Annotated in this window: 20 protein-coding genes; 14 read left to right on the top strand and 6 right to left on the bottom strand. The window is 58.5% G+C overall.

Annotation, left to right across the window (positions count from 1 at the left end):
• Positions 1-23: 23 nt before the first annotated feature.
• The gene (locus AC5FXY_RS09780) at positions 24-947 is read left to right on the top strand and encodes a cyanophycinase (protein ID WP_493556485.1); all 924 of its coding nucleotides are present in this window, start codon (positions 24-26) and stop codon (positions 945-947) included.
• 72 nt (positions 948-1019) lie between these two features.
• Here the strand turns inward: AC5FXY_RS09780 and AC5FXY_RS09775 are convergent, their stop codons facing one another.
• Both AC5FXY_RS09775 and AC5FXY_RS09770 read right to left on the bottom strand, forming a co-directional pair.
• Positions 1020-1364, bottom strand: coding sequence for a hypothetical protein (locus AC5FXY_RS09775; RefSeq protein ID WP_493556484.1), 345 nt, complete (start codon positions 1362-1364; stop codon positions 1020-1022).
• A 160-nt stretch (positions 1365-1524) separates the two neighbouring features.
• A complete protein-coding gene (locus AC5FXY_RS09770; protein ID WP_493556483.1) occupies positions 1525-2496 on the bottom strand; it encodes an isoaspartyl peptidase/L-asparaginase family protein in 972 nt (323 codons plus the stop codon).
• Positions 2497-2693: 197 nt separating this feature from the next.
• Here AC5FXY_RS09770 and AC5FXY_RS09765 point away from each other — a divergent pair, with 197 nt between their 5' ends.
• The 4 genes from AC5FXY_RS09765 (at position 2694) to AC5FXY_RS09750 (ending at position 5561) form a co-directional block, all read left to right on the top strand.
• A complete protein-coding gene (locus AC5FXY_RS09765; protein ID WP_493556482.1) occupies positions 2694-3113 on the top strand; it encodes a DUF3127 domain-containing protein in 420 nt (139 codons plus the stop codon).
• Positions 3114-3210: 97 nt separating this feature from the next.
• Positions 3211-4095, top strand: coding sequence for an SDR family NAD(P)-dependent oxidoreductase (locus AC5FXY_RS09760; RefSeq protein ID WP_493556481.1), 885 nt, complete (start codon positions 3211-3213; stop codon positions 4093-4095).
• 256 nt (positions 4096-4351) lie between these two features.
• Positions 4352-4612, top strand: coding sequence for a hypothetical protein (locus AC5FXY_RS09755; protein ID WP_493556480.1), 261 nt, complete (start codon positions 4352-4354; stop codon positions 4610-4612).
• 313 nt (positions 4613-4925) lie between these two features.
• Positions 4926-5561: an AlbA family DNA-binding domain-containing protein gene (locus tag AC5FXY_RS09750; protein WP_493556479.1), complete on the top strand. Its 636-nt coding sequence runs from the start codon at positions 4926-4928 to the stop codon at positions 5559-5561.
• A gap of 55 nt (positions 5562-5616) precedes the next feature.
• On the opposite strand, the gene AC5FXY_RS09745 is transcribed toward AC5FXY_RS09750, so the two are convergent.
• The gene (locus AC5FXY_RS09745) at positions 5617-6156 is read right to left on the bottom strand and encodes a DinB family protein (RefSeq protein ID WP_493556478.1); all 540 of its coding nucleotides are present in this window, start codon (positions 6154-6156) and stop codon (positions 5617-5619) included.
• Positions 6157-6341: 185 nt separating this feature from the next.
• Between AC5FXY_RS09745 and AC5FXY_RS09740 the strand changes: the two genes are divergently transcribed.
• Positions 6342-9389 (top strand): choice-of-anchor J domain-containing protein, encoded by a 3048-nt coding sequence (locus AC5FXY_RS09740; protein ID WP_493556477.1) that lies wholly within the window; start codon positions 6342-6344, stop codon positions 9387-9389.
• Between the two features lie 66 nt (positions 9390-9455).
• On the opposite strand, the gene AC5FXY_RS09735 is transcribed toward AC5FXY_RS09740, so the two are convergent.
• Positions 9456-10139 carry a VOC family protein gene (locus tag AC5FXY_RS09735; RefSeq protein ID WP_493556476.1) on the bottom strand — a complete coding sequence of 228 codons (684 nt, stop codon included), beginning with the start codon at positions 10137-10139 and terminating at the stop codon, positions 9456-9458.
• A 125-nt stretch (positions 10140-10264) separates the two neighbouring features.
• Here AC5FXY_RS09735 and AC5FXY_RS09730 point away from each other — a divergent pair, with 125 nt between their 5' ends.
• A complete protein-coding gene (locus tag AC5FXY_RS09730) occupies positions 10265-10783 on the top strand; it encodes a YkvA family protein (protein WP_493556475.1) in 519 nt (172 codons plus the stop codon).
• 32 nt (positions 10784-10815) lie between these two features.
• Here the strand turns inward: AC5FXY_RS09730 and AC5FXY_RS09725 are convergent, their stop codons facing one another.
• A complete protein-coding gene (locus AC5FXY_RS09725) occupies positions 10816-11607 on the bottom strand; it encodes a DUF4184 family protein (RefSeq protein ID WP_493556474.1) in 792 nt (263 codons plus the stop codon).
• A gap of 139 nt (positions 11608-11746) precedes the next feature.
• Between AC5FXY_RS09725 and AC5FXY_RS09720 the strand changes: the two genes are divergently transcribed.
• From AC5FXY_RS09720 to AC5FXY_RS09700, 5 genes are all read left to right on the top strand, one after another.
• A complete protein-coding gene (locus AC5FXY_RS09720; RefSeq protein WP_493556473.1) occupies positions 11747-14038 on the top strand; it encodes a S46 family peptidase in 2292 nt (763 codons plus the stop codon).
• A 196-nt stretch (positions 14039-14234) separates the two neighbouring features.
• On the top strand, positions 14235-14978 hold the full coding sequence (locus tag AC5FXY_RS09715) for a hypothetical protein (protein ID WP_493556472.1): 744 nt from the start codon (positions 14235-14237) through the stop codon (positions 14976-14978).
• A 288-nt stretch (positions 14979-15266) separates the two neighbouring features.
• Entirely contained in the window at positions 15267-16421 is a 1155-nt protein-coding gene (locus tag AC5FXY_RS09710; RefSeq protein WP_493556471.1) for a metal-dependent hydrolase family protein, read from the top strand.
• Positions 16422-16501: 80 nt separating this feature from the next.
• Positions 16502-16801 (top strand): YciI family protein, encoded by a 300-nt coding sequence (locus tag AC5FXY_RS09705; protein ID WP_493556470.1) that lies wholly within the window; start codon positions 16502-16504, stop codon positions 16799-16801.
• A 70-nt stretch (positions 16802-16871) separates the two neighbouring features.
• Positions 16872-17726: a LysM peptidoglycan-binding domain-containing protein gene (locus AC5FXY_RS09700; protein ID WP_493556469.1), complete on the top strand. Its 855-nt coding sequence runs from the start codon at positions 16872-16874 to the stop codon at positions 17724-17726.
• A 229-nt stretch (positions 17727-17955) separates the two neighbouring features.
• Here AC5FXY_RS09700 and AC5FXY_RS09695 read toward each other — a convergent pair whose 3' ends face one another.
• A complete protein-coding gene (locus tag AC5FXY_RS09695) occupies positions 17956-18828 on the bottom strand; it encodes an SDR family oxidoreductase (RefSeq protein ID WP_493556468.1) in 873 nt (290 codons plus the stop codon).
• Between the two features lie 141 nt (positions 18829-18969).
• Between AC5FXY_RS09695 and AC5FXY_RS09690 the strand changes: the two genes are divergently transcribed.
• Both AC5FXY_RS09690 and AC5FXY_RS09685 read left to right on the top strand, forming a co-directional pair.
• Complete coding sequence (locus tag AC5FXY_RS09690; RefSeq protein WP_493556467.1) at positions 18970-19803, top strand: Rossmann-fold NAD(P)-binding domain-containing protein; 834 nt, start codon at positions 18970-18972, stop codon at positions 19801-19803.
• A 40-nt stretch (positions 19804-19843) separates the two neighbouring features.
• Positions 19844-21076 (top strand): BaiN/RdsA family NAD(P)/FAD-dependent oxidoreductase (locus tag AC5FXY_RS09685; protein WP_493556466.1); only part of this gene is annotated, 1233 nt, incomplete at its 3' end.

Raw genomic sequence — 21076 nt, 5'->3', positions numbered from 1 at the left:
ATCCTTAAAGGCCCATCCGATAGTTGAGCACTCCGAAACCTCTGGGTAAGCTGATTGCCATTGGCGGCAACGAAGACAAGGGCACCCACCCTAATTCCCGCAAACAAAAGAAGTACTACCTCAACTTCTTCGAACTAGGCATTCTGAAGCGCGTCGTGATGGAAAGCGGCAAAACCGACCCGCGCATCGAAGTCATTACCACGGCTTCGATGATTCCGGAAGAAGTCGGTCGCATCTACGTCTCCTCCTTCGGCATGCTGAACTGCATGAACGTGGGGGTGCTGGATATTCGGGTGCCCGAGGATACCGACCAGCCCGAATACCTGGACCGCCTTCGGGCCGCCGACATTATCATGTTTTCGGGCGGCGACCAGTCCCGGATCAAGCAGATGTTTGGGGGCACGCAGTTTCTGGAGCTGCTGGTGCAGCGTTACCAAACAGAGCCGTGCTTTGTAGTAGCGGGCACCAGCGCCGGGGCCATGGCCATGTCGCACATCATGATTCGGGGCGGCTCGGTACCGGAAGCGCTGATGAAAGGCGCCGTGAAGATGGGTAACGGCCTGGGCCTGATTCACAACGTGGTCATCGATTCCCACTTCGTGAAGCGCGGACGCTTTGGTCGGCTCATTGAGGCAGTAGGCTTGCATGAGCGCCTGATCGGCATCGGGCTGGGCGAAGACACCGGCGTTTTGATCTACGACGGCAACCTGATCGAGACCATCGGCTCCAACTTGGTTATTATCATCGACGGGCATACCATTCGGCACAACAATTCGGCCGTGGTCGACAAGGGCACGGCGCTGTCGATTGAGAACATGACCATGCACGTGTTGGCCAAGGGCAATGTGTATGACATTCGCGACCGGCAGTTCTTTGTCGACAAGCGCACCCACGACGAAGCATTGGAGGCGCACCCACGCGCGGTAGAATCGCCGCCGAATTTGTAAGTAGCAATTCACACATAAAAAAGGGCGGCGCCAGATGGCGCCGCCCTTTTTCCTTTTTGCAAAAAGCACTAATTATTGCGCGTACGTGTCGCGGTCGTTGTTGTCGTGCAGCGATGAGTGCTCTGCTAGGCCACCGTTGATGGTATCGGCTGGCCGAATGTGTTTGTCGGCGTCGCTTTCGTTGATTTCGAGTTGCTGCCCGTTGGTTTCGCGGTCCAAGAACGACTGCGGCTCCGAAGTACCACGGTCGGGGGTCACCTCGGCATCAGTACTGCGCTGGTGCGGGCCATCTTCCGGAAGCGTGAAAAACTCCTCGCCCGGCTGACGCGCTTCGGCGCCGGCAGTTGGCGAATTCAGTGCATCGTTTTGCGGAGCGTCTTGGTTTTGGCGGTTAGGGTGTTCAGTGCGATTATCCATGATTGAAATTGCTTGGTCAAAAAAATCTCCGAAGAGAATCACCATCTTTTACGAAGCAGCGCCAGCAACAACCGAAAGTGACGTTCAAAATTTCTAATGCCACCGGTGGGCAAAACCGCTCCTACTCCTTATTATATATAGCGCAGATCAGGCCCTGCCTCTACTCGTCCCGATAAATACCCACAAACAGCGGTGACTCGCTGCTGATGCTGGCCCGGTACATGCCTTCGGAATTAAAGGGCAGCGCAATGTTGCCGGCTGCGTCCACTGCCACCAGCCCGCCTTCGCCCCCGGTGCGCACGAGTTTGTCGTTGACCACCACATAGCATGCTTCGGCCAAGCTAAGTCCGCGGTACTCCATCAGGCAGGCCACATCGTGCGCCACCACGGCCCGGATAAAGTACTCGCCGTGGCCGGTGCAACTGATGGCGCAAGTGCGGTCATCGGCCCAAGTGCCGGCCCCAATGATGGGCGAATCGCCGACCCGGGAGAAGCGCTTGTTGGTCATACCGCCAGTGCTGGTGGCCGCAGCTAGGTGCCCACGCGCGTCGCGGGCCACGGCGCCCACCGTGCCCATCTTGCGTTTGGGGTCTTCGTTGAATTTGTCCGGCTCATCGAGAGGTCCATCGTGGCTGTGGTCAAGCCGAATGCGGCCGCTGCTCAGGGCCTCCTGAAGCTGCGCGTAGCGATGCTCGGTAAAAAAGTACTCCGGTGGCTGCAGCGGCAACCCGTGCTGGCGGGCAAATTCCTCGGCCCCGGGCCAAGACAGCAATACGTGCTCGGAGCGCTCCATCACGAGGCGCGCCGCCCGGATTGGATTTTGCACGGCCCGCACGCCCGTAACGGCCCCTGCCATACCGCTTCGGCCATCCATAATGGAAGCGTCCATTTCGTGGTGACCTTCGTGGGTAAAGACGGCACCGCGGCCGGCGTTGAACAGCGGATAGTTTTCGAGCTGCTCTACGGTGTACTCCACCGCATCGAGCGCCGAGGCACCTTGGCGCAACAAATCGTAACCGGCCAACAAGGCACTACGCAGGGCGCGGCGGTAATCAAGTTCGGCATCGGCAGAGAGCTGGTGGCGGGCGATGGTGCCAGCACCGCCATGTAGGGCAAGGGCTATGTGGGACATGCAGTTAGAAAGAAATGCCGCTTGCAGTACGGCAGCGGCGAGCCTCGGTTGGGGTTGGGCAGCATTTGGCGTGCTTACTCCTTATTATATATAGGAGCAAAAAAGGCGGTAGCAAAGGGCCTTGGCGAGCCGCTGACGGGGAATTATTTTTCGTAGATTTGGCTTACTAATTTTCAACATCCCTCCTCTTTTTGACTATGGCTTACGAAGCTACCGGCCGCCTGCACGACATTATGGACGAGCAACAGGTGAGCGAGAAATTCCGCAAGCGCGAGTTCGTGCTGGAAGTCGTAGACGGCCAGTATCCCGAGCATATCAAGTTTCAGCTGGTGCAAGACAAAACGGCCCTGATCGACCAATACAAGATTGGCGACGAGGTACGTGTGCAGTTCAACCTGCGTGGCCGCGGTTTCAACAAGAACGGCCAGATGCTGTACTTCACCAACCTGGAAGCATGGCGCATCGAGCCTTCCAGCGGCGGTGCTTCGGGCGGTGGCCAACAGCAGGGTGGCTACGCTGCTCCCGCAGCCAACCAGAACCCCGGCCTGCGCCGCGACGCGCAGCCACAGCGTCCGGCTCCCATCGCGTCTGACGACGACAACGACCTGCCCTTCTAAGCAGCGCTGACATCAGGAAAATGCCGCCTCCGGTCATCGGAGGCGGCATTTTTGCGTATATACTCTGGCCAGGAACTGTTGGGCTTGGCCCTCCACCATGAAAGCAAGATTACCTACTGCCTCTTTGCAGGGGCGCACCATTCTGCTTACCGGCGCTTCATCGGGCATCGGGCTGGCAGCGGCTCATCGGCTGGCTGCCTTAGGCGCCCATTTGCTTCTCGTCTGCCGCGACGCCGGCCGCGGCGAGCGGGCGCGCGCCGCCGTGCAGCTTTCGGCTGCCCCGGATACCCCTTCCCCCGAGCTGCTGCTTTGCGACTTATCCAGGCTGACCGATGTGCACCGGCTGTGCGACGAAATCCTGGCCCGCTACGAGCGGCTCGATGTGCTTATCAACAACGCCGGGGTTTTGCCCAACAACCTCGTCACTACTGAGGAAGGCCATGAGCTATGCTGGGTAACCAATCATCTGGCTCCTTTCGTACTGACCAACCGCCTGCTGCCGCTGTTGGAAACCTCTGGGCCGGGCTCACGCATCATTACGGTAGCCTCGGAAGCGCACCGGCTTGGGGAAATAGAGTCGGTGGTAGCGGCTCGCTCCGATCCCAACCGCAGTAGCGCCTTCACAGCCTACTGCGACTCTAAGTTGGCCAACATCCTCTTCACCAAAGCCTTAGCCGAGCGCCTCGAATTCACTGGCATCACGGCCTTTAGCATGCACCCTGGCGTAGTGCGTTCCAATTTATGGTCGCACAGCTCGCGGCTGATGCAACTATTAATGGTATTCGCCTGGCCTTTTGCCCGCACCAATGATCAGGCTGCAAGGCGGATTGTGTGTATGGTAACTAATTCTAATCTCGCTCGGTGCAGCGGCATGTATTTCAAAGATTGTAAGCCGTCGAGTTTATCTAATAAAGCTGCCAACCGCGCCGAAGCGCACCGCCTATGGCGTATTTCAGTTGAGGAAACCGGCATCGGCGAATAACTATTCACTTTATTATCCTCCGATAAATACGCAACGCACTTGAAATTAATAATTGATAAAACCCGCCTAATTTTCCGTCAGTAACCACGCATCAGGTATTACTAACTAGGCTAAACAGCGCGTTAAATCAGCATTTACAGCCTTGCAAAGGGCTATTCAAGATATGCTTGCCAAAAAAAATACCCCCTGACGTTACTTTATTTTTTATTTCTCGTTCCTTTGTTCAGGAATTGTATTCATTAAACCTTTTCATAACATGGCCGAACTTAACCTTCAGCACCTGCAAAAAGTATTGACAGATGCTGGCCGCAACGAAAACCTGGTTCGCGAAATCCGTCGCGCTCATACCAAAGTTCAGGCAGCATTAAACGAACTTGGTGAATTGCTGGACCCGGCCTATGAGCCTTCGGAGCGCAAGAAACCAGGCCGTAAGCCTACTGCCGAAGGTGCTGAGGCCGGCGAAGGCCGTCGTCGTGGCCCTGGCCGTCCGCCTAAGAGTGCTGCCAACAACGGCTAATCATCTACCGCTTCTTGATAAAAAGAGCCCGCCGATACCTATATCGTCGGGCTCTTTTTATTTTAGGCATATTAGGCTTCGCCAAGATCAAAGGCGTTATCACTTAGCCGAATACGTTATTCAAATAACTATGATTCAAGCTTAACAAAGTCTATCCGCCGAAAACAAGGCAAAATGGTTCGTGCTTAAGCAAGCCAGAATGAAACGCCTGCCCTCCTTTTGAAGTTAACTATGTGCCAAGCACAACTGGGCTGCACTTACGTCAATTGATATTGGCTTTCATCCTAGCTGGTGCATAATCAGCCTTAACACGATGGCATTTACTTTACAACGGTTGCGCGAATTGATAGCAACGGGTGAGGGCGAAACGCTTGAATTTAAAAAGCGCACGACCCACCCAACACGAATTTCCCGTACCCTCGCTTCGCTGGCCAATAGCCGCGGCGGAAAAGTGCTGGTGGGAGTAGAAGATAATGGCCGAATTGTGGGTGTACGCGACCCTGAGGAAGAGCTGTATTTATTGCGCCAGGCCGCCGAACATTACGTGGAACCGCCCCTTAAGCTACAGGTGGAAGAGTTGGAGGCGGATGAGCGCACCGTGCTGGTAGTGACAGTGGCCGAAAGCACCCGCAAACCCCACCGTGCCTTAGTAGGCGACGACGACTGGCGCGGATACGTACGCGTGGGCGACCAGAGCGTACAAACATCCCACCTGACGGAGAAGGTGCTGGCTACCGAGCCGCCCAGCCAGTTTGAGCGGTTGCCCCTGAACCATCACGAACAAGTGGCCCTGGATTATGTGCAGCAGCACGCCCGGCTCACGCTCCCGCAATACATGAAGCTGATCAACGTCTCAAAGCGCCGGGCGTACCGCATGCTGATCAAGCTGGTGCTACACGGCTATCTGCGCTACCACGACAAAGAGAAGGAACCCTACTACACCAAATAACCAGTCGGCCCGGATGGAACACTTATTCCATCCGGGCCGACTGGTTATCATCAATTTACAACAGCGGCAAGTAGCGCTCCTGCAGAATGTGCAGATGGTGCGACTCGTGGCCGGCCAGCGCAAACAGCAGTGCCCGCACCGTCACGGGGTGGCCGCTGGCGGTGCCCTGCTGCGCTAGTTGCTCAGGAGTGAGGTGCTGGAGCAGCGACAGAGAAGCCAGCCGCACGGCGGCGTATTCATCGAGCAGGCTGGCGAGGGTGCGCTCATCGGCGCCGGACTGGTCGGCGTAGGTATTTTCGTCGAACCCAGGGAGGCTTTGGGCATCGCCGCGGGCAAAGCGCAGGGCGCGGTAAGTGAAGATGCGCTCGGTATCGGCCATGTGCAGCACCATTTGCTTGATGCTCCACTTACCGGGTGCGTAGCGCAACGTGGCCTGCTCATCGGTGAGGCCCGCTACGAGCTGATGCAAGGCCGTGGGTTCGGCGCGGAGCATATCGAGCGGGTCGGCATCGGCGCCAACACGGCTGATGTAATTGTCAAAGTAGGGCGGATAGGTTCCGGCCGTGGGGCGAGTGGTGCGTTCGGAAGTCATCATATCTAGTGCGGCAAGTTAGTTCGGCCCCTCAGAAGTGCGCGACGGCACTTTTCAGCTCCCATTAACCAGGGAATTAAAGCTATATGAATCAACCAATTGCTCGATCAAACAATATGATAATTCTGCCCTAAAGGCTTGGGCAGTACGTATGGAATATCTTTACAAGCAACGTTTCCTGCTTTTTCATGACACAACGACTACGCTTGGGCTTGCTTTGGAGCCTGCTGCTGATGCTGAACGCCTTACCGGTGTGGGCGCAGGTCAGCTTAGGCACCAGCCCCTACTCCCAAACCTTCGATAATCTAGCCAATGGCCTGCCCACCGGCTTCGAGGTGTACACCGGTGCCACGGCTAGTACGCTGGGAACTGTGGGCGTCTTTGCACCGACACCAGCTTCTTGGAGCGCTGCAGGTGCCGGTTTTAAAAACCTGGCTTCGGCCACTGGCCTGCCGGTTGGCAGCAGCGCTACCGCCCAAAATGCCGCCACCAACCGCGCCCTCGGCGTGCGACAGATGGGCACCGGTGGCTACGACCCTGGCGCGGCCTTCGTATTTCAGGCCGCTAATACCACCGGCCGCACGGATTTCGAGCTTAGCTTCCGGCTGCAGTCGCTCGACGCCGCGCCAGAGCGCACAGTGAGCTGGCAAGTTGATTATGCGACCGGTGCCACGCCCACGACCTTTACGCCGGTAACCGGCGGCACTGGCACCACCGGCAACAGCACCTTTTCAAATACCCTGATCAACGTCAGCTTCGGCAACGCGCTTAACAATAGCGCTGGGCCAGTCTGGATCAGGGTGGTGACGCTGGTAGCCAGCACGGGCGCGGGTAGCCGACCGACTACGGCCATCGACGACTTCACTCTGGCTTGGAGCACGGCCGGCTCCACCACGCCTACCCTGACGGTATCGTCGGCGGCGCTGGCTTTTGGCAATCAAAACATCAACACTAATTCGGCGCCTCAACCCTACACCCTCACGGCGGCCAACCTGACCGGCAATGCAACCGTGACGGCCACCGGACCTTTCACCGTATCGAAAGACAACAGTGCGTTTAGCAGTTCGCTCACGCTGACGCCCACCGAGCTAGCGGCGGTTCGCACGCTGTATGTGCAGTTTGCGCCCACTGCTGCTGGCCCCTTCACCGGCACCCTCACGCATAGCAGCCCTGGCGCCACCACCCGCACGGTGAACCTGAGCGGTGTGGGCATCGACCCGAGCCAACTGGTATTCAATTTCAACGCCTGCAACGGTGCGCAGCTAGCCGATGGCTGGACGCAGTTCAGCGTATCAGGCGGCCAAACCTGGGGCTGCACCAGCTTCGGCCGCGATGCTAACGACCCCACCGGGCTGGCCAGCAGCCCGAGCGGCTTGCAGATCAATGGCTTTGCCAACGGCACCAACGTGCTTAACGAAGACTGGCTGATTTCGCCGGCACTCAACCTTAGCGGCACCACCTACCCGCTGCTTTCTTACTGGAGCCGCGTTGCCTTCAACGGGCCACCGCTGACGCTGATGGTGTCCACGAATTACTCCGGCACCGGCGACCCTACCGCCGCCGGCGTTACGTGGACCGACCTGAACAGTACTTTCGCCAACCGCGGCACAGAGCCCTGGGTGCAAACTCGTGACATCGACCTGAGCGCCTACAAGCAGGCGGACGTGTACGTGGCGTTCGTGTATAGCTCGACCAACGACGAAGGGGCCCGCTGGACCCTCGACGACGTAAGCGTAACTAACTCTTTGGTGGCGCCCCCGCCTGCGTTGCGCCTCAGCACGCCCAGCGTGGCATTTGGCTACCGAGCCGTGAATAGCACCAGCACCGAAACCTTTACCGCCACTTTCTCCAACCTAACCGGCAACGTCACCATCACGTCTTCTGATCCGGCCTTTCAGGTGGCACAGGGCAATGGCGCTTTCGGCAGTTCCGTCACGCTCACGCAGGCTACGGCTTCCGGCAATTCGCTGCCGATTTCGGTGCGCTTCACTCCTACCCAGAACCTGCGCACCTACAGCGCCGAGCTTACCCTGAGCACTCCCGGCACCGCCGCGGTCATCTTGCCGCTGACCGGCAACACATACGACGCCACCAACACGCTGGAAGTGGTGAACTGGAACGTAGAATGGTTTGGCTCGCCGACCATGGGTCCGACCAACGACAATCAGCAGTTCAACAACGTCCGTACGATTCTGAATAACCTTAACGCCGACGTGTATGCCCTGGTGGAAATCGTGGACACCATGCGTCTGAATGCGTTGGTGGCCCAAATGCCGGGTTACGCCTACCGCGTGTCGGACTTTGGCTCGTTTGCCGATAGCCGCACCGATCCGGACTACGCCACCTCTCAGAAGCTGGCCTTTATTTACCGCACCAGCGTGATAAGCAACCCCACCTTCACGGCGCTGTTTCGCTGCACGCAGGCCCAAAACTGCCAGGCCTACAATTGGTGGTCATCGGGGCGCTTTCCCTTCGTGATGCAAGCCGACGTGACGCTGGGCGGCATCACCCGGCAAGTGAATTTCATCCTGATTCACGCCAAGGCCAATACCAGCCCCACCGCTACCTCCTACGACCGCCGCAAGAATGGCGCCGATGCGCTTAAAGCTCTGCTCGACCGCGACTATCCCACGGCCAATTTTGTTTTGCTGGGCGACTTCAACGACGACCTCGACCAAACCATTACCACCGGTCTGAGCACTACTGTTACTTCGTACAGCGCCTTCACCAGCGACCCAGCAAACTACCCGGCCCTGACGCTGCCGCTCAGTTTGGCAGGCAAGCGTTCCACTGTAAGTTATAGCGACGTTATCGACCACGTCATCGTCTCCAACGAGATGAACTCCTATTACATCAACGGCTCGGCTGAAATTCTGACCAATGTGGCGGGCCAGGTAGCCAGCTACGGCAGCACCACTTCCGACCACTACCCGGTACAAACGCGCTACCTCTTCAGCCCGGCCACTTCCACCCAGCCGACGGCCCGCCCGGCCAAGCTGGGCCTGTTTCCAAACCCCGTAAACCAGTCGGTGCGTCTGGAAATACCCGAGCGTGGTACTGCGCTGCAATTGCAGGTGCATACCACCGATGGCCGCTTGGTCTTCTCGAGCACCGGCTCCTTGGAGCAGCTCAACGAGCAGCTCAACCGCAAAGTGGGCGGCCTGAAAGCGGGCCTGTACGTGGTTCGCGTGGTGGGTTCACAGCAAACCTACGTGGAGCGGTTTGCCAAGCAGTAATCGGTTTTAGCTACGCAAAAGCCCCGTTCTGGTAGCAGAACGGGGCTTTTCTTTTGCCATTCGCCTTCAGCGGCTGCTAGCAAGGCCCTTTAGCGGCTCATCAGTTAGCTCGAAACGTTGCGCGTGCTGCTCGCCGATAATATGCAGCCAGTGCCGCTCGGACGGCCGATTGGTCGGGAGCCAGCCGCGGCCTTGCTGGGTAAGAATTAGCAGGCCCTCATCGTCGCCCAGAGCCGCAAAGTTGGGCAGCTTGGGGCCGCGAAAAAAGTCGGGGATGCCGTGGGTAGCAGTGATATGGGCGGCCGTAGCCGGCACATCGGGCGTCACAATGCCGGCTTCGCTCAGGCCCAGCAGGCTGGCTGAGGAAAAGGGCAGGTCGGCGGCGTTGGGCAAATCAAACCGCGCAATAAATTCGAGAATATTGCCAGCGGGGTCGTGAAAGTAAAAGGCCCGGGCGCGCCAGTTTGGGAAATCAGCAATTGGTTGCCCGTCGATGAAAGGCAGCAGCGGCGTGCGAGGCCTGAGCCAAGCGTAGGCGGCATCTATTTGGTTGTGCGGCACACTCAAGGCAAAGTGGTAGAAGGGCTGCGTGCCAGCCGTTGCCGGCCGAAACAGCAGCAGCGAGTAACCGATTTGGACGCGCAGCTCGTTAGCGGCGGCTTGCAGCACAGGCAGTGCCAGCACTTCGCCGTAGAAGCGGCGCAGGGCGGGCAAATCGGGGGCGAGCAGGTGAAGTTCGAGCAAGCGCATAGCGGTACTGACTAGGGCCGCAACCTACCGGCTTTTGCGCATACTTACCAGCCCATCGGTACCCGGCACAACGCCGACCAAAGCCCACTCGTACACGAGGCACATCACTCCTACACTCCTGTTATATGTCTTCTCTCAGCCAAAAAGGCTTTTCCATTTCCAAAAACGCCCTCTTCAGCTTGTTTATGGGCCGTGCCGGCAAGCTGCTGGGCCGTCCCTTTAAGGCGGTCCTCATCCTGAACGAAGTGGCCGATAAGCTTGCCGTAGAAGGCAGCAAAGACAACAAATTCAAGCAGCTCATCGACGCCGCGCTGACCCTGGTACGCCTCGTGCGGGCCTACGTCAAAGGGACGTACCGGCAGGTAGAAACCTCCACTATTCTGAAGGGCCTGGCTGTTCTGCTGTATGCTTTATCACCCATCGACCTCGTACCCGACTTTATTCCGGTGCTGGGCTTTTTGGATGATTTGAGCCTGATCAGCTGGTTTATCAGCAACTTCCAAACCGAAATCAACCGTTTCCGCGAATGGGAAACAACCAGCGCTGCTGATGCAGCACCGGATATGAATATGGCCCTGACGCCCGAGGCCTCGGCCAGCTCCGCACAAAACGCCGTAGCCATATCCGAAATGGGCCATTCCTAAGCCCAGCAGGCCTCTTCCGGCGGTTTTAGTAATCAAGCCGAGCCCACGGGCTCGGCTTTTTGCTGCTGCAAGCGGTACCAGCAGGCAAAACCCAACAGCCCCAGCCACAAGGCGGTACAGCCCGTGATGATAATTTGGAGCACAAAAAGACGCAGTGACAAGTAAGAAGAAAGCGGCGCGGCCTGCCACCGGGCATAGCCCACGGCCGCGGCAGCCGCGGCTACGCTGAGGCCTGCCACCCAAGCCAGTCGGTGGGGCAATGCAAGGTTAGTTTCTGGGGCAGCCGGTTGGCGGCGCAGCCAACGCCAGGCCCACCAGGCCAGCAGCGCCCCACCAACGGCCGAACTCAGGAATTGGCCGAGCTTGAAGAGCGGCATCGAGCCGAAAAAGGGGAACGGCACCTCTCGTTGCAACACGGGCCATGCCGTCACCACCCAACCATCGAGGTGCGTGAAAGCATCCCAAACGATGTGCGAAACGGCGCCTACCAAAACAGCCCCCACTACGCGCAGAAAGCGTCTGCTCGGACCAAAATTAAACGGCTGCGCGGCGGCCTTGCACATCCGCCACCGCCCCCACTGCGGCAACAGCGCCGCCGCGGGTTGCTTCATCACGCGGTGCCACAGCCACAGTACTACCAGGCTCGTAGGCAGGCAGAAAGTAAACAAGCCCGCAAAGGTGTGCCCGATATTCCCGTTGGCCTTCAGCTCAATGAAGTAGATGAAATCGGGGCTCATGCTGCCCACCACCAAGGCCGACATCGGTAGGCGAAGCCAGCGGGCCAAGGGTACTGCGGCGGCAGCGTGGCTGAAAGTGAAGGGCATGAAGAGGCGAAGCTGCAGGCTAGCAAGGGCACCCTCTCGGCATTCGGGGCGTTGAAGAAGCAATGTGCAAGAAATTCCCTGGCGCGGTTGTCAACGGGGCGGTGTATTTTCGCCCATTTCCTCACCAAAGGATTATTTAGTGACCAAACTCTCCGTTTCCCTTACCCATTTGCGCCGGGCAGCTTTGTTGCTACTCCTGCTGCTACCGGCCGCCGCCCGCGCCGACGAAGGCATGTGGCTACCGCTGCTGCTCAAGCAGCTGAACGAGGCCGACATGAAGCAAAAAGGCCTGAAACTGTCGGCCGAAGACATTTACTCCGTCAACCGCGGCTCGCTGAAAGATGCTATCGTGCAGTTTGGCGGCGGCTGCACCGGCGAAATTATTTCCAACGAGGGCCTGCTGCTGACCAACCATCACTGCGGTTACGGGCAGATTCAGCAGCACTCATCGGTGGAAAAGGACTACCTCACGCACGGTTACTGGGCCAAGACGCGGGCGGAGGAACTGCCCAACCCCGGCCTCACGGCCACCTTCATCGTGCGCATGGAGGACGTGACGGCGCCGGTGCTGCAGGGCATTCCGGCCGGCATCGCCGAAGCCGACCGGGAACGAATCGTGCAGCAGCGCAGTGCGCAGGTGGCGCAAAAAGCCGTGGAAGGCACGCATTACAAAGCCTTCGTGCGCCCAATGTTTGGCGGCGGCGAATACTACTTGTTCGTCACGGAAGTATTTGAAGACGTGCGCCTTGTGGGTGCTCCCCCGAGCAGCATCGGTAAGTTTGGTGGCGACACCGACAACTGGATGTGGCCCCGCCATACCGGCGACTTCAGTATCTTCCGCATTTACGCCGGCCCCGATAACAAGCCTGCGCCTTATTCGGCGCAGAACAAGCCTTTTCAGCCCCGCCACTCGCTGCCCATCTCGCTGAGCGGCGTGCAGCCCGGCGACTTTACGCTGGTGTTCGGCTTTCCCGGCCGCACCAACGAGTACCTCACCTCTTGGGGCGTCGATGAAACCTACTCGGTTTCAGACCCCATTAAGGTCAAAATTCGCGACAACAAGCTGCGCATGCTCGACGAGGACATGAAAGCCTCCGACAAGGTGCGCATTCAGTACGCCGCGAAGTACGCGTCGCTGGCCAATTACTGGAAAAAATGGATCGGTGAGATGCGCGGCTTGAAGCGCCTCGATGCCGTGCGGCGCAAGCAGGAGCAGGAACAACAGTTCCGCCAGTGGGCCCAGCAGGGCGACGCCACCCGCAAGGCGGCCTACGGTCAGATTTTGGATCAACTGGAGCAGCAGTACAAGCTGGTGCGCCCCTACGTGGTAGCCCGCGACTACATAACCGAAGCCGCCCTTGGCGTGGAACTGCTGGCGTATGCCAACAGCCTGCAAAACCTAGTGGATCTGATTCAGGCCAAAGCCCCACAGGCCGAGCTGCAGACGGCCATTGATAAGGCCCGCAAAGGCACTGCTGGCTTCTTCCGTAATTACTCCGCTCCCACCGATCAGAAGGTGGCCGGCTTGCTGCTGCCGCTCTTCGTGGAAGGCACGCCCGCTGAGCTACTGCCCGACAATGTGAAGGCCCTTCGCACCCAAAATACCACACCGGAGGCATGGCGCCGCTATGCCAATACGCTTTACTCGCGCAGTAAGCTGACTTCCGAAGCCGATGCCAACAAGGTGCTGGATGAGCTAGCCAAAGGCAATGCAGCAGCGCTGACCAACGACCCGGCTTACCAGTTGGTAGCGCCCATCGTGGCAACTTACCGCCAGAAAGTGCTGCCTACCTACACCCAGGCTCAGGACCAGATTACACTGCTGCAGCGTACCTACGTGGCCGGCTTACGTCAGTGGCAGCCCGAGCGTAAATTTTACCCCGATGCCAACTCCACCCTGCGCGTGGCCTACGGCCAAGTAGCCGGCTACCAGCCTGCCGACGGCGTGCAGTACGAGTACTATACCACCCTCGACGGCATCATGAAGAAAGCCGACCCCACCAACGTGGACTTCGAAATTCCCAAGCGCCTCACGGAGCTGTACCAGCAGAAGGACTACGGCCGCTATGCAGTAAATGGCACGGTGCCGGTAGCATTTACCGCTACCAACCACACCACCGGCGGCAACAGCGGTTCGCCCGTGATTAACGCCCGCGGCGAGCTGATCGGTACCAACTTCGACCGCAACTGGGAAGGCACCATGTCCGACATCATGTACGACCCCGACCGCGTGCGCAACATCACGCTGGACGTTCGCTACATGCTGTTCATCGTGGACAAATACGCTGGCGCCGGCCACCTCGTCCAGGAAATGAAGCTGGTAGGTAGTGCTGGTCAAGCGGAGGTTCCGACTGGTACTTCATCGGATAAAAAAGCAAAGAAGCAGAAGGTAAAAGTGAAGCGAGCGAAGGAAGCCGCAGCAACTTACTAAGCAGGCCGCTTTTGAACTTTAAAAACGCCGCCCCATTTAGGGCGGCGTTTCTTATTTCTTGGCTACAGAAGCCAACATAGGTCACGTTCCGGAGACCAAGAAATGTTACCAGTAGAGTATCTTTCAGCCTAGATTCAACCCAGCTTCGTCTTTTCCATAACACGCTTTACACGCGTCCTCCTATTTCGACCAATTAATGCAGCGTTTTTGCTTAATTCTAGCGTCCACACTGGCGCTGGCTTCCCCAGTTTGCGCCCAGGTACAATCAGATTATCAGATTCTTATTGCCGAACCTGAACCCGAGCCCGTTCCGCCCCCCAAAGTCCCGGCACTGACGCTCAAGTTTAGTCCGCTCACCGTATTTGACCCCACCACCAGTTGCCTTCAGGGCGGAATAGAATACCGTTTTTCGCCGCAGTGGGGTTTTGAGGTTGAATACGGGCATCAGTTTACTGGAATGCGCCCCAACGGCTTCAGGCTCACGGAAGGACGAAACAATTTTGAATACCGCAAATATAAAGTTGAGTTGCGCCGGTATCTGGCCCCCAATACGGATCATCCCAAGCGGGAAACTTACCTAGCTCTGCAAAGCTTTTTCGTACCGCAGAGTTATAGCCGTAATGGAGCCGTGTATTACCGTTCCGGTCGGTTCATTACGTCTGATCATGCCGATGTCACTAAAAACCTTATCGGCCTTGTTGCCAAGGCAGGGTTCATCTGGCAGCTCGGGCACAATTGGGTTTTCGAAACAGGCATGGGCATGGGCGGACGCTATGTAGAAGTGCTTTACACGAACGTAACTAACGAACGGCGGGCTTCTGACTTCAGTAAGTCCTATACCAATATTTTCAATCAAACTGAACAACCCGGCTCCACAGCCAAAATTCACATGGAAGCAGTACTGAAATTGGGATATAATATCCCCTTCAACCAGCGCTAATAGCTTCGTATGCCCGCGCTATCCTTGCAAAATGGCGCTTTTAGCAAAAAGAAACCTGGACAAGAATGGAATAGCATCTACCACCGGTGTCATAAGGGCTGACTCCTGTTCAATGCGACTTCCGTTGGTCAGCGGCTCCTCTTCACTAGGTTTAGCCTTATGCATAGCTTCCTTTTAAGGCGCATTCTGCTTCAACTCGTATTGCTTGCGGCTGTGTTAGGCATATGCCCTGCACTTCATGCCCAATCTTCAAAGTTGCTCCGCCCAGCCGCCGTCTTTGATGGCACCATGCTGCACCCGGGCTGGGCGGTACTAGTCGAAGGTGAAAAAATCACGGCTGCTGGTCCGGCAGCTCAGCTGTCGGTTCCGGCTGGCACCCAAACCATCGACTTGCCCGGCCTCACGCTCCTGCCCGGCATGATCGAGGGCCACTCGCACCTGCTGCTGCACCCGTACAATGAAACGTCTTGGAACGACCAAGTGCTGCTGGAGTCGCAGGCCGTGCGGGTGGCGCGGGCCACGGTGCACGCGCAGCGCACCTTACATGCCGGCTTCACCACCGCCCGCGACTTAGGCAGCGAGGGCGCCGGCTACGCCGATGTCGGCCTTAAACAAGCCATTGACCAAGGCATCATTCCCGGTCCGCGCCTCCAAGTAGCTACGTTGGCCCTGGTTGCCACTGGTGCCTATGGCCCCAAGCTCTCGGTGGACGTGCACGTGCCCCAAGGCGCGCAAGAGGTCAGCGGCGCCGATGAAGTGGTGCGCGCCGTGCGCGAGCAAGTGGGCAAAGGCGCCGATGTGGTGAAAGTGTACGCCGACTACCGCCTATCGGCCAGCGGCCCCGCCGTACCCACCTTTTCGCAGGACGAACTGAACCTGATAGTGGGCACTGCCCGTTCCCTGGGCCGCCCAGTGGTGGCGCACGCCTCTACGCCCGAAGGCATGCGCCGGGCCACGCTGGCCGGCGTGCAGACCATCGAGCACGGCGACGGCGGCACGCCCGAAGTCTTTAAGCTGATGCGGCAGCGCGGCGTCGCCCTCTGCCCCACCGTGGCCGCCGGCGACGCCATTTCGCAGTATCGGGGCTGGCGCCGGGGCCAATCGCCCGAACCGGAGCGCATTACACAGAAGCGCCAGAGCATGCAGGCGGCCCGAAAGGCTGGGGTTGCCTTGGTAATTGGTGGCGATGTGGGCGTGTTCACGCACGGTGACAACGTGCGTGAGTTGGAGCTGCTCGTGCAGGACCACGGCCTTACCCCCATGGAAGTTCTGCGCGGCGTGACCAGCGGCAACGCCCAGCTACTGGCCCTTCCCGACCGTGGCCGCATCAGCCCCGGCCTGCTCGCCGATATGGTGGCTGTGCAAGGCGACCCTACGCGGGAAGTGGCGGCGTTGCGGCGGGTACAATGGGTAATGAAGGGCGGCGCAATCGTCAGACAATAAAGATTGCTCCTAGAGCTGCTACGGTCAACTTTACTACCCTACCCGGCGTTAAGCACGCAACGGTTTCTTGTCATTGCCCCATGAGCATGTATGTCGTGACGCTGCGTTTGCCCGATGCTTTCGATGAAGAATTCATTGCGCTCATCCCGCGTCATCGTGCGTTTATCAACAGCCTGATCGAAGAAAACATTATCGTGTCGTACGCCATCAGCGCCGACCGCTCCCGTGGCTGGGTCACCATGCACGGCCCAAACGCCGAAGCGGTGCGCGCCGTCGTAGAGCAATTCCCGCTTTATAGCTTTCTGAAGCAGATCGAAATCGACGAATTATTTGTATTCGATAGCACCGCTTCGCGCTTGCCCAAAATCAGCTTAAATTGACCCTTTGGCTAGCTGTGGCTCCGGTTGAATTGGCCTCCGTTAGCCTTACTCCCACCCTACATTCGCTCACATGATGTACCCGATGCTCTGGCTGGTTCTAGGCACTTTGCTGCTTCCATCCACCGCACCGCACCCCGCTGCTCCGGCTACCGTGGTACCAACCACTGAGAACGTATTGAGCCGTCTTAGCACGGCCATCAGTCAGCTCAAAACGCTGCGCTGCACCGCCAAAGCCAACGAGCGGCATGCCGACGGCTACCAACGTGCCATGTCCACTATGAAAGTGGCGTATGCTCCCCTGCGCATTTACGTGCGCAACGACAAGGGCATTGAAGTGCTCTGGGTGCAGGGCCAAAATGGCGGCGATGCTTGGGTAAACCCCGGTAAGTTTCCGTACGTCACGCTCAGCCTTGATCCGAATGGCTCCCTGATGCGCCGTGGCCAGCACCACTCCGTACTCGACGCCGGTTACGGTACCATCGCCGACCTGATCCGGGCTTCTCCGCAGCGTTCCGATGCGTTTCGTCGCACTTTCCGCTACGTTGGCGACACCACGGTGCAAGGCCGCCCGTGCTACTTAGTGCGCTCCGATTATCCGCAGTTTCGCTACGTGAATTACAAAACGTCGGCCGGCGAAACGGTCTCGAAAGTAGCTGAGCGTTTTGGGTGCGGCGAGTTTCGCATCGTGGAGCGCAACAAGGTGGACTACTCGGAGACGCTGCCCGAAGGCAAGGTGCTGCAAGTGCCCAACGCGTACGGCCGCCGCACGATTCTGTGCATCGACCAGAAAACGATGCTGCCCGCCTCGGTAGCCGTGTGGGACGATAAGGGCTTGTTCGAGTCCTTTGAATTTTCGCAAGTGGTGGCGAACCAGCCCATCCCAGCAGAAGAATTCAGGAAGGATTACAAAGGGTACAAACTCTAACCCCTGCTTTTTGCGGATTCGATCGATGGCATGGACTCCGTAGCCCATTTCTGTCCGAATCTCTTTTAGCAAGCGGAGCTAGGGTGGCAGCAGTTGTTGATGTACGGTTGGCGCTGCATTTATCGATACCCTAAAAAAGAGGGGGCACGGCTTAAAGCAGTGCCCCCTCTGTGCGTTTAACGAATCGTCCAAAATCAGTGACGTTCGTCGAATTCGCAAAAAGCCTTGATTAACGGCGCATGGTCTTCTCGATCTGGTCCCACATCTGAGGAGTCAGTATTTCCAGCTTGTTGAACTCGCCGGCGCCGTTCAGCCACTCTCCGCCATCGATGGTAATTACCTCGCCGTTGATATAAGCGGCGAAGTCCGACACGAGGAACGCCGCCAGATTGGCTAGTTCCTGATGTTCGCCCACGCGCTTGAGCGGTACTGAAGCGGCCGGATCGAGCTTCGAGGCCAGCGGCTCGGGAAATAGGCGGCTCCAGGCACCTTCCGTTGGGAACGGACCAGGCGCAATAGCCACCGAACGAATACCATACTTGGCCCATTCCACAGCCAAGGAGCGCGTCATGGCCAATACCCCGGCCTTGGCGGCGGCCGAAGGTACCACGAAGGCTGAGCCTACGGAGGCGTACGTGGTTACGATGTTCAGAATAGTACCCTGCTGCTGTTGTTCAATCCAGTGCTTGCCCACTGCCAAGGTGCAGTTGTAGGAGCCTTTCAGCACGATGTCCACGATGACGTCGAAAGCCTTGTTAGACAGGCGCTCCGTAGGGCTGATGAAATTGCCAGCAGCGTTGTTTACCAGCACGTCGATGCGGCCAAACTCCTCCACGGTGCGGCGCACCAGGTTTTCTACTTCGTCGTACTTGCGCACGTCGCACTGCACGGCCAGTACTTTGCCGTGCGTTTTTTCGCGCAGTTCGTTGGCAGTGGTTTCCAGCACGTCCAGCTTGCGTGAGCTGATGACGACGTTGGCGCCCAGCTGCAGGAAATACGTGGTCATGGCGCGGCCCAGGCCGGTGCCGCCGCCCGTTACGATGATGGTTTTACCTTCGAGGGCGCCGTCGCGCAGCATGGGTTGGGCGTAGGGAGAGGCCATATTTCTGAGGGGAATGGTGTGGCTGATGACAAGGCGCAAGAAAGGCATTTTACTGAATTAGTATGCATGCCGCATACTTTTCTTACCATATCAGGCAATGCGCCGCGCCAACTTACGCGCTTCGCTGTTATTTGCAGTCTTATGAATCTTCCTTCCGTTGCTATTCTGGGTTGTGGCTGGCTGGGCCTGCCCTTGGGCCGCACGCTGGCCGAAGCGGGTTACGCCGTGGCAGGCAGCACTACCACTACCGAAAAGCTGCCAACCCTGCAGGCTGCCGGCATCGCGCCGCACCTGCTGCGCCTCAGCCCCGACGCCGCCACGGCCGACGTAGCGCCACTGCTGACGCGTGCCCAGATTCTGGTGCTCAACGTGCCGCCATCCCGCACCGCCACCGACCGCAGCGCCTATACCGCCGCGCTCCGACCCGTGGCCGCTGCTTTGCTGGAGTCGCCGGTGCGGCACGTGGTATTCATCAGCTCCACCGGGGTGTATCCCGATGAGCCGCGTACCATGCACGAGCCCGATGCCATAGCCACGGCCACCGCTGAGAATCCGCTGTTACGCGCCGAAGAGATGTTTCAACAGCCCGATCAGCCCTGGACAACCACAGTGCTTCGCTATGGCGGCCTCATGGGCCCGGGTCGTTCGCCCGGCCGCTTCCTTGCCGGCCGTACCGACGTGCCCCAACCCGAAGCAGCCATAAATATGCTTCATCTGGCCGATGCCGTCGGGGTTATTCGCAGCGTCATCGAGCAAAAAGCTTGGGGCCACATTCTAAATGTGTGCGCGCCGGTCCACCCCACCCGTCGCGAGTTCTATCTGGCTGCCACCCAATGCTTGGGCCTCATACCGCCACAGTTCCGTATCGGCGACCATGAGAGCGGCAAACTAATCGGCACCGAGCAGTTGCAGGCGGTGCTGCATTACGACTTTCTGCATCCCGATCCGATAGCCGCGTTGAACCACTGCCGCTAGAACACGGTTTTGAGGGGCTAGTCCACCGTACCTTTGCGCTGTGAAAGATTTGATTGCTGCCGATGTAGCGGTATTGGGCGGTGGTGCCGCCGGCTTTTTCGGAGCCATTGCCTGTGCCGAAGCCAACCCTGACCTTACCGTAGTACTGCTCGAAAAAACCACCAAGCTCCTGAGCAAGGTACGCGTTTCGGGCGGCGGGCGCTGCAACGTCACGCACCATTGCTTTTCCCCGGCCCAGTTGGTGCAGTTCTACCCGCGCGGCGGCAAGCACCTGAAAGAACCCTTCAAGCAGTTCGGTGCCCAGGATACAGTGCAGTGGTTTGAGCGCCGCGGCGTACGGCTCAAGACCGAGCCCGACGGCCGCATGTTTCCCACCACCGACTCCTCCGAAACCATTGCGCGCTGCCTGGAAGAAGCGGCCCAGCGGGCAGGCGTACTCATCTACACCAGCACCGCCGCCGACAGTATTGAACCACTGCCGGACGGTAGTTTTCGCCTAAAGATCAGCGGCAGCAGGGCGCAGGATCTGCGCGTGCAAAAACTGCTGGTGGCTACCGGCGGTAATCCCAAATCGGCTGGTTACGACTGGCTACGGCAGCTGGGCCATAGCATCTGCGAGCCGGTGCCGTCGTTGTTTACGTTCAATGTGCCGCAGTCACCGCTCAAAGATCTGATGGGTGTGAGCGTGCCTCACGCCCGCGTGGTGCTGGCCGGCGAAAAGCTCGAATACGAAGGCCCGCTGCTGGTGACGCACTGGGGCGTGAGTGGCCCAGCCGTGCTCAAGCTTTCAGCTTGGGGCGCCCGCCGGCTCAACGAATTGCAGTACACCGGTACGGCGCTCGTCAGCTGGGCACCCACTTACACCGAGGAAAGCATGCGTCAGTGGCTGAATACTTTCCGCACCGAAAACGGCAAGAAAATAGTAGCTGCCAACCCGCTGTTCGGTCTGCCACAACGCCTGTGGCGCACGCTCATCGAACAAACGGGCATCGGGGCCGAAGTGCGCTGGAGCGAGCTGGCGGGCAAGCTGCAAAACCGCCTGATCGAGTTGTTGCTGCGCACGCCACTGCAAGTACGGGGCAAGACTACGTTCAAGGAAGAATTTGTGACTTGCGGCGGCATTCCGCTCGACGAAGTCAATCTCAAAACCATGGAAAGCCGCCGCGTGCCCGGTCTGCACTTCGCCGGCGAGGTGCTGGATATTGACGGCATCACCGGAGGCTTTAATTTTCAGGCCGCCTGGACGACGGGCCATCTGGCCGGACGGGCCATG

It is taken from the genome of Hymenobacter sp. FMD4 (assembly GCF_058932745.1).
The sequence above is the reverse complement of the archived record's forward strand: the minus strand, read 5'-3'. Positions and strand labels throughout refer to the sequence as shown.